At 71.4% G+C, this 7646-nt stretch carries 9 protein-coding genes; 7 read left to right on the top strand and 2 right to left on the bottom strand.

Going from position 1 to position 7646, the window contains the following annotated elements; all coding sequences use genetic code 11:
* The coding region (locus tag RL72_RS00435) for a M23 family metallopeptidase (RefSeq protein ID WP_045248827.1) at window positions 1-449 on the top strand (449 nt) is incomplete at its 5' end.
* A gap of 91 nt (window positions 450-540) precedes the next feature.
* Here RL72_RS00435 and ppa read toward each other — a convergent pair.
* The gene (gene ppa / locus RL72_RS00430; RefSeq protein WP_045248825.1) at window positions 541-1032 is read right to left on the bottom strand and encodes an inorganic diphosphatase; all 492 of its coding nucleotides are present in this window, start codon (window positions 1030-1032) and stop codon (window positions 541-543) included.
* A gap of 123 nt (window positions 1033-1155) precedes the next feature.
* On the opposite strand from ppa, the gene tilS reads away from it, so the two are divergent.
* Complete coding sequence (gene tilS / locus RL72_RS00425; RefSeq protein WP_045248826.1) at window positions 1156-2145, top strand: tRNA lysidine(34) synthetase TilS; 990 nt, start codon at window positions 1156-1158, stop codon at window positions 2143-2145.
* A gap of 80 nt (window positions 2146-2225) precedes the next feature.
* Here the strand turns inward: tilS and RL72_RS00420 are convergent, their stop codons facing one another.
* A complete protein-coding gene (locus tag RL72_RS00420; RefSeq protein ID WP_045248824.1) occupies window positions 2226-2825 on the bottom strand; it encodes a DUF937 domain-containing protein in 600 nt (199 codons plus the stop codon).
* 120 nt (window positions 2826-2945) lie between these two features.
* Between RL72_RS00420 and hpt the strand changes: the two genes are divergently transcribed.
* The 5 genes from hpt to folB all read left to right on the top strand — a co-directional run bounded on the left by hpt (window position 2946) and on the right by folB (window position 7625).
* Window positions 2946-3497: a hypoxanthine phosphoribosyltransferase gene (hpt, locus tag RL72_RS00415; RefSeq protein WP_045248823.1), complete on the top strand. Its 552-nt coding sequence runs from the start codon at window positions 2946-2948 to the stop codon at window positions 3495-3497.
* 114 nt (window positions 3498-3611) lie between these two features.
* Entirely contained in the window at window positions 3612-5612 is a 2001-nt protein-coding gene (gene ftsH / locus RL72_RS00410; protein WP_045248822.1) for an ATP-dependent zinc metalloprotease FtsH, read from the top strand.
* Window positions 5613-5615: 3 nt separating this feature from the next.
* Window positions 5616-6209, top strand: coding sequence for a GTP cyclohydrolase I (folE, locus tag RL72_RS00405; RefSeq protein WP_045248821.1), 594 nt, complete (start codon window positions 5616-5618; stop codon window positions 6207-6209).
* On the top strand, window positions 6206-6997 hold the full coding sequence (folP, locus tag RL72_RS00400; protein ID WP_045248820.1) for a dihydropteroate synthase: 792 nt from the start codon (window positions 6206-6208) through the stop codon (window positions 6995-6997). The genes folE and folP overlap by 4 nt, the downstream gene beginning before the upstream one ends.
* Window positions 6998-7223: 226 nt before the next feature.
* Entirely contained in the window at window positions 7224-7625 is a 402-nt protein-coding gene (gene folB / locus RL72_RS00395) for a dihydroneopterin aldolase (RefSeq protein ID WP_045248819.1), read from the top strand.
* The last annotated feature ends 21 nt before the right edge of the window (window positions 7626-7646 follow it).

The following is a 7646-nucleotide window of genomic DNA, read 5'->3' as shown; positions in this document are numbered from 1 at the left end:
GCGGAGGCGGCTCGAGCGGCGGCGCGTGGGTGCGTCCGTTCGGCGGCTACCAGTCCTCCGGCTACGGCTGGCGCGTTCCCGACTGCTCCTCGTGGGGCTGCTCGTCCAGCTTCCACGCGGGCGTCGACCTCGCCGACGGCAGCTGCGGATCCCCGATCTACGCTGCGCACTCCGGCAAGGTCGTCTACGCCGGCTGGAACGGCGGCTACGGCAACTACATCAAGATCGACAACAGCGACGGCTCGGGCCTCGCCACCGGCTACGGCCACATCCTCGACGGCGGCTTCAATGTCTGGTCGGGGCAATGGGTCAACGCCGGCGACGTGATCGCCTTCGCCGGCAACACCGGCGGATCCTTCGGCTGCCACCTGCACTTCGAGGTCTACCAGTGGGGCAGCACGATCAACCCCATCGACTTCATGCAGAACCAGGGCGTCTACATGGGCTGATCCCCGGATCCCTCACGCAGAAGACCCCCGGCCGTCGAAGCGGACCGGGGGTCTTCTGCGTCGTCGGCCGCGCGATCGCAGCCGGACGGACTCAGTGGCCGTCGTTCTTGAAGCGCTCGATGGCCTCGTCGAGGATCCGCTGCGCCTCCGCGGCGTCGCCCCACGCGTCGACCTTGACCCACTTGTTGGGCTCGAGGTCCTTGTAGTGCTCGAAGAAGTGCGCGATCTCCTTCTTCGTGTACTCGGCCAGGTCGTCGACGTCCTGGATGTGCGACCAGCGCGGGTCCTTGCTCAGCACGGCCACGAGCTTGTCGTCGCCGCCGGCCTCGTCGCTCATCTTCAGCACGGCGACGGGGCGCACGTTCACGACCACGCCGGGGAAGATCGCCTGGTCGAGCAGGACGAGCACGTCCAGCGGGTCGCCGTCCTCGCCGAGGGTGTTGTCGAAGTAGCCGTAGTCGGCCGGGTACCCGAAGGTCGTGTAGAGCACGCGGTCGAGGTGGACTCGTCCGGTCTCGTGGTCGACCTCGTACTTCACGCGGCTGCCGCGCGGGATCTCGATGACGGCGTCGTGTGCGCCCATGCGTGTGCTCCTCAGAAAAGACGGTTGGATGCCGCGGACAAGCCTACTTGCGCAGAACTCCCCGCGTGTCGCGGATCCGCCCCGCACCGAGCGGGGAGCAGCGCGCCCGGTACCGTGGGGGACGTGCCGTCGCTCTCCCCCGCCACCGCCTCGATCCGCCGCGCCGTGCGCACTGCGCTGTCCGCGCTGCCCGAACAGCCGGCCGCGGTGGTGGTCGCGCTCTCCGGGGGCGCCGACTCGCTGGCGCTGGCCGCGGCGACCGCGTTCGAGGCGCGATCCGCAGGCATCGCCGTGCACAGCGTGACCGTCGACCACGGTCTCCAGGAAGGATCCGACCGCGTCGCCGCGGACGCCGCCGTCGTCGCGACGTCGCTGGGCATCGCCGCTCGCGTGCAGCGCGTCGAGGTGACGCCGACGGGGGAGGGGCCCGAAGCGGATGCGCGCGCGGCGAGGTACGGGGCGCTTCGCGAGATCGCCCTGGCCGAGGGCGCACCGGTGCTGCTCGGGCACACGCTCGACGACCAGGCAGAGACCGTGCTGCTGGGGCTCTCCCGCGGATCCGGCGCGGGCAGCCTGCAGGGCATGGCGCCGGCACGGATCGACGACGACGGGATGACATGGATCCGGCCCCTGCTCGCGGTGCGTCGCGAGACGACGCGGGAGGCGTGCGCGGCCGAGCGGCTGACGCCCTGGGACGATCCGCACAACACCGACCACCGCTACCTGCGCGTGCGGGTGCGCGAACGCGTGCTGCCGGTGCTCGAGGCGGAGCTCGGACCGGGGATCGCCGAGGCCCTCGCCCGCACCGCCGAGCAGCTGCGTGAGGACGCGGAGGCGTTCGACGAGATGATCCACGAGACGATCGAGGACATCGTCGAGCACGCCGAGGCGGGCATCTCGGTGAGCGCGGCGGCCCTGGCGGCGAACCCGGCGGCGCTGCGGAACCGCATCATCCGCCTCGTGGTGCAGAGCGAGTTCGGGGTCGGCCTGAGCCGCGGCCAGACCGTCGAGGTGGCCCGGCTCGTCACGGACTGGTCGGGGCAGGGACCCATCGACCTCCCGGGCTGCACGGCCGCGCGCGTCGGCGGCCGCATCGTCTTCGCCGCACGCTAGAGCCCCAGCGGAGGGAGCCCCTGGACGCACGGAACGCGGTGCCCGAGGGACACCGCGTTCCGGGGACGTCTGCGCGGGTTCTACTTCTTGCCGCCCAGGAGGCCGCCGATCAGGCCGCCGATGTCGATGCCGCCGCCCGAGCCGGAGTTGCCGCCGCCGCCGAGCAGCCCGCCGAGGCCGCCGAGGATGTCGCCGAGCCCGCCGCCGCCCGAGGCCTGACCCTGCTGCTGCTGGCCGCCGCCGAGCAGCCCGCCGAGGATGTCGCCCAGACCGCCGCCGCCTCCGTTGGAGGCGCCCTTCTGGCCGTTGGCGATGAGCCCCATCACGATCGGCGCGAGGATCGGCAGCAGCTTGCCGAAGTCGATGCCGGCGGTCTTCTGGTCGTTGGTCAGCGTCTGCGCGACCTGATCGGCGTTGCCGCCGAACACGTGCGACACGATCTTCTGACCGTCGGCCTCGTCGACGTCGTCGAGCGACGCCGCGCCGGAGAAGCCGTCGTGCTTGGCGAGAGCGGCCTCGATCGCCGCGGAGCCCTCGGGCGTCTCGGCGTTCTTGGCGAGGCCTCCGAGCAGCGCGGCACCGCCCTCCTGCACCGCCTGACGCGCGACGTCCTCGCTGACGCCGAGCTTCTGGGCGATGTCGCCGATCGGCACCTGCTTGAGGATCTCGTCGATGTCCATGGGACTCCTTCCGTCCACGGCGGAGGCTCGGTTCCCCCAAGCGCCACCCCGCCTCACCGCTCACAGTAGCGCTCAGGGGGTGCCCGCGGGGGAACGGATCCGGTCCCGTAAAATCGATCCATGCGCGCTGCGGACATCCCCGACGACCTGACCGACATCCTCGTCACCGAGGAGGAGATCATCGCCAAGCTCGACGAGCTGGCCGCGCGCGTCGCGACCGACTACGCCGGGAAGGACCTGCTCCTGGTCGGGGTGCTGAAGGGTGCGGTCATGGTGATGGCCGACTTCGCCCGCGCGCTGCCGTTCTCGGTGCCGATGGACTGGATGGCCGTGTCGAGCTACGGCGCGTCGACGAAGTCGAGCGGCGTCGTCCAGATCCGCAAGGACCTCGACACCGACCTGCACGGCAAGCACGTGCTCATCGTCGAGGACGTGATCGACTCCGGCCTCACGCTCAGCTGGCTCCTGGAGAACTTCGCCTCCCGCGGTGCCGAGTCGATCGAGGTGCTCGCGCTGCTGCGCAAGCCCGAGGCCGCCAAGGTCGAGATCGACTGCAAGTACGTCGGCTTCGACATCCCGCCGGAGTTCGTCGTCGGCTACGGCCTCGACTACGCCGAGCGCTACCGCAACCTGCGCGACGTGGCCGTGCTGGCCCCGCACGTCTACGCCTGAGGCGGCGCGGATCCGGTCCCGGCGTCCCGCGCGTCGCGGGCAGGCCGGCTCCCGGTACGCCGTGGGCGAATCCCCAGGAGGGGCCAAGCACGCGCGCGCTACGCTGAACGGATCATGGATGTCAAGAAGATCACGCGCAGCTGGTACACGTATGTGGTGCTGATCGGAGTGCTGCTCGTCGGCGGTTTCATGCTGATCACGAGCCTCGGATCCTCTTCGCAGGTGTCGACCCAGGAGGGCCTCGACCTGCTCAAGGGCGGCACCGTCACCAAGGTGGTCAACACCGACGGCGACCAGCGCGTGGACATGACCCTGTCCAAGCCCTACAAGGGCACGGAATCCGTGCAGTTCTACTACGTCCAGGCGCGTGCCGCCGACGTCGTGAAGGCGATCGACGACGCCGCCCCCAAGGACGGCTACAACGACTCGGTGCCGAAGGCGAGCTGGTTCGACGGCTTCCTCTCGATCCTCATCCCGATGGTGCTCCTCGGCCTGCTGTTCTGGTGGCTGCTGTCGAGCGCGCAGGGCGGCAACAGCAAGATCATGCAGTTCGGCAAGTCGCGGGCGAAGCTCGTGAACAAGGAGAACCCGACGGTCACGTTCGCCGACGTCGCGGGCGCCGACGAGGCGATCGAGGAGCTCCACGAGATCAAGGAGTTCCTGCAGGATCCGGGCAAGTTCCAGGCGATCGGCGCGCGCATCCCCAAGGGCGTGCTGCTGTACGGCCCTCCCGGAACCGGAAAGACCCTGCTCGCCCGCGCCGTCGCCGGTGAGGCGGGCGCCCCCTTCTACTCGATCTCCGGATCCGATTTCGTCGAGATGTTCGTCGGCGTCGGCGCCTCGCGCGTGCGCGACCTGTTCACGCAGGCGAAGGAGAACGCCCCGGCGATCATCTTCATCGACGAGATCGACGCCGTCGGCCGGCACCGCGGCGCGGGCCTGGGCGGCGGCAACGACGAGCGCGAGCAGACGCTCAACCAGATGCTCGTCGAGATGGACGGCTTCGACCCGAACGCGAACGTCATCGTGATCGCGGCGACCAACCGGCCCGACATCCTCGACCCCGCCCTCCTGCGCCCCGGGCGCTTCGACCGCCAGATCGGCGTGGACGCGCCCGACCTCAAGGGTCGCCAGCACATCCTCGAGGTGCACGCGAAGGGCAAGCCGCTCGCGAACGGCGTCGACCTCGAGGTCGTCGCCCGCAAGACGCCCGGCTTCACCGGTGCCGACCTGGCGAACGTGCTGAACGAGGCCGCCCTGCTGACCGCGCGCTCCAACGCGCAGCTCATCGACAACCGCGCGCTCGACGAGGCCATCGACCGCGTGATCGCCGGCCCGCAGCGCCGCACCCGCGTGATGAAGGACAAGGAGAAGCTCATCACCGCGTATCACGAGGGCGGGCACGCGCTCGCCGCGGCGGCGATGAACTACACCGACCCGGTCACCAAGATCACGATCCTGCCGCGCGGCAAGGCCCTCGGCTACACGATGGTGCTGCCGCTGGACGACAAGTACTCGGTGACCCGCAACGAGCTGCAGGATCAGCTCACCTACGCGATGGGCGGACGCGTGGCCGAGGAGCTCGTGTTCCACGACCCGACCACCGGCGCCTCCAACGACATCGAGAAGGCCACCTCGATCGCCCGCAAGATGGTACTCGAGTACGGCATGACGACCGATCTCGGCCCGGTCAAGCTCGGATCCGAGGGCGGCGAGCCGTTCGCCGGCCGCGACATGGGCCGCGGACGCGAGTACTCCGAGACCATCGCGGAGCGGGTCGACACCCAGGTGCGCGCGCTCATCGAGCAGGCGCACAACGAGGCGTACGAGGTGCTCAGCGCCAACCGCGACATCCTCGACCGGCTCGCGCGCGAGCTGCTCGAGAAGGAGACGCTGGACCACAACCAGATCGCCGACATCTTCACCGATGTGCGCAAGCTCCCGGAGCGTCCGCAGTGGCTGTCCAGCGAGGACCGCCCGGTGTCGCTGCTGCCCCCGATCGAGATGCCGCAGCGCGGCGTCGAGACCGGCGCCGCCGCGAACGAGGCCGCTCCGTCCACCGCGGCAGGGCGCAAGCCCGCTGCGGGCGGGAAGCCGCGTCCCGCGACGGCCTGAGTCATGACCGTCGACCGGGAGCGCGTCGCCGCGCTCACCCGCGAGCTGCTGCTCGCGATCGGCGAGGATCCGGAGCGCCCGGGGCTGAAGCAGACCCCGGCGCGCATGGCCGACCTCTACGCCGAGTTCTTCGCGGGCGTCGGAGAGGATCCGGCGGCGCCGCTCGCGCACACCATCAGCGTCTCGCACGGGCCCGCGCCGGACACCCTTCCCTCGGGGGCGGTGCTGCTGCGCGGGATCCGGTTCCGCTCGGTGTGCGAGCACCATCTGCTGCCGTTCGCCGGGCACGCGCACATCGCGTACCTGCCTGGGGAGCAGGTCGTGGGCCTCGGGGCGCTGGTGAAGGTCGTCGAGATCCTCGCCTCCCGCCCGCAGGTGCAGGAGCGGCTGGGCGAGCAGGTCGCCGACGCGATCGCCGCGCACCTCGATGCGCAGGGCGTGCTCGTGGTGATGGACGCCGTGCACGGCTGCGTCACGATGCGCGGGGGGCGCCAGACCGAGGCCTCGACGCTGACCATCGCGGCCCGCGGCGTGTACACGGATCCTGTCGCCCGGGCGGAGCTCATCGCGCTGATCGGCGCGGGGACCGGCGCATGACCGCGATCTGGGGGATCGTCAACGCGACGCCGGACTCGTTCAGCGACGGCGGGCGCCACGCCGATCCGGACGGCGCCGTCGCGCACGGGCTGCTGCTGCGCGCCCAGGGCGCGGACGTGCTCGACATCGGCGGAGAGTCCACCCGGCCCGGCGCCGAGCGTGTGCCCGTCGCCGAGGAGCAGCGCCGGGTGCTCCCGGTGATCGAGCGTCTCGCCGCGGAGGGGATCCCCGTGAGCGTCGACACCCTGAACGCCTCGACCGCGGTCGCCGCCGTCGAGGCGGGCGCCAGGATCGTCAACGACGTGTCGGGCGGCCTCGCCGACCCGGACATGCTGGCGGCTGTCGCCGGCACCGGCGCCGACATCGCGCTCGGCCACTGGCGCGGGCCCTCCGCCGACATGTACGCACGCGCCGAGTACGCGCGCGTGGGCCGGGAGGTGGCCGGCGAGCTGCGCGAGCGCGTCGCCGCGGCGGCTGCCGCCGGCATCGCGCCCTCGCGCGTCATCGTCGATCCCGGCGTCGGCTTCGCGAAGACCGCCGGGCAGAACTGGGACCTGCTGCGCGAGCTCTCCGACGTGGTGGCGCTGGGGCCCCGCGTGCTCGTGGGCACCTCGCGCAAGCGGTTCCTCGCCGAGGCGCTGGGAGAGGACGCCGACGAGCGCCGCCGTGACCTGGCGACCGCGGTGACGAGCGTGCTCGCCGCCCGCGCGGGCGCGTGGGCCGTGCGCGTGCACGACGTCGCCGCCACCCGAGACGCGCTCGCCGTGCTGGGCGCCTGGGACGGCTGACGCACCCGCGCGCGGTCGCGTCGCGAGCCGGGCCGTTGTGCAGGGAGGCTGGGCGTTCTGCAGGGAGCGCGGCGTGCTGTCGACACGGGGCGGCCGGAATTCCGCGGCGGACGAGACGGTGCACCGTTCCTTGAGGGCGGCGACCCTGCAGAACGCCGGGTGGTCCCTGCACAAAGGCCGCCGTCGTGGACAGCCGCGATGAGGCGGCCCGCCGTAGGCTGGGGGCATGGAATTCCTCGACGGCATCACGCTCACGGGCCTGACCGTGTTCGGCCGGCACGGCGTGTACGACCACGAGCGTGAGGACGGTCAGGACTTCGTCGTGGATCTGCGCCTGCACCTCGCGCTGCGCGCCGCCGCGGCGAGCGATGACGTCGCCGACACGGTGCACTACGGCGAGCTCGCCGAGCGCGTCGCCGCGATCGTCGCCGGAGAGCCGGTGAATCTCCTCGAGACCCTGGCGGTGCGGATCGCCGACGCCGTGCTCGAGGACGCGCGGGTCAAGATCGTCGAGGTCACCGTGCACAAGCCGCAGGCGCCGATCCCGCTCACCTTCGGCGACGTGTCGGTCACCGTGCAGCGCGTGCAGCACGGTCATGAGCAGCGCCCCCTGACAGGAGCAGCATGACGCCCCCGAGCCGTCCCCTCC

This window comes from Microbacterium azadirachtae (genome assembly GCF_000956545.1).
Lineage (GTDB): Bacteria > Actinomycetota > Actinomycetes > Actinomycetales > Microbacteriaceae > Microbacterium > Microbacterium azadirachtae.
The sequence above is the reverse complement of the archived record's forward strand: the minus strand, read 5'-3'. Positions and strand labels throughout refer to the sequence as shown.

Excerpts from the sequence above, each read along its gene's own strand:
- RL72_RS00420 (WP_045248824.1), bottom strand. The coding sequence starts at position 2,825 with ATGGACATCGACGAGATCCTCAAGCAGGTGCCGATCGGCGACATCGCC.
- ppa (WP_045248825.1), bottom strand. The coding sequence starts at position 1,032 with ATGGGCGCACACGACGCCGTCATCGAGATCCCGCGCGGCAGCCGCGTG.
- folE (WP_045248821.1), top strand. The coding sequence starts at position 5,616 with ATGACCGTCGACCGGGAGCGCGTCGCCGCGCTCACCCGCGAGCTGCTG.
- ftsH (WP_045248822.1), top strand. The coding sequence starts at position 3,612 with ATGGATGTCAAGAAGATCACGCGCAGCTGGTACACGTATGTGGTGCTG.
- hpt (WP_045248823.1), top strand. The coding sequence starts at position 2,946 with ATGCGCGCTGCGGACATCCCCGACGACCTGACCGACATCCTCGTCACC.
- folB (WP_045248819.1), top strand. The coding sequence starts at position 7,224 with ATGGAATTCCTCGACGGCATCACGCTCACGGGCCTGACCGTGTTCGGC.
- folP (WP_045248820.1), top strand. The coding sequence starts at position 6,206 with ATGACCGCGATCTGGGGGATCGTCAACGCGACGCCGGACTCGTTCAGC.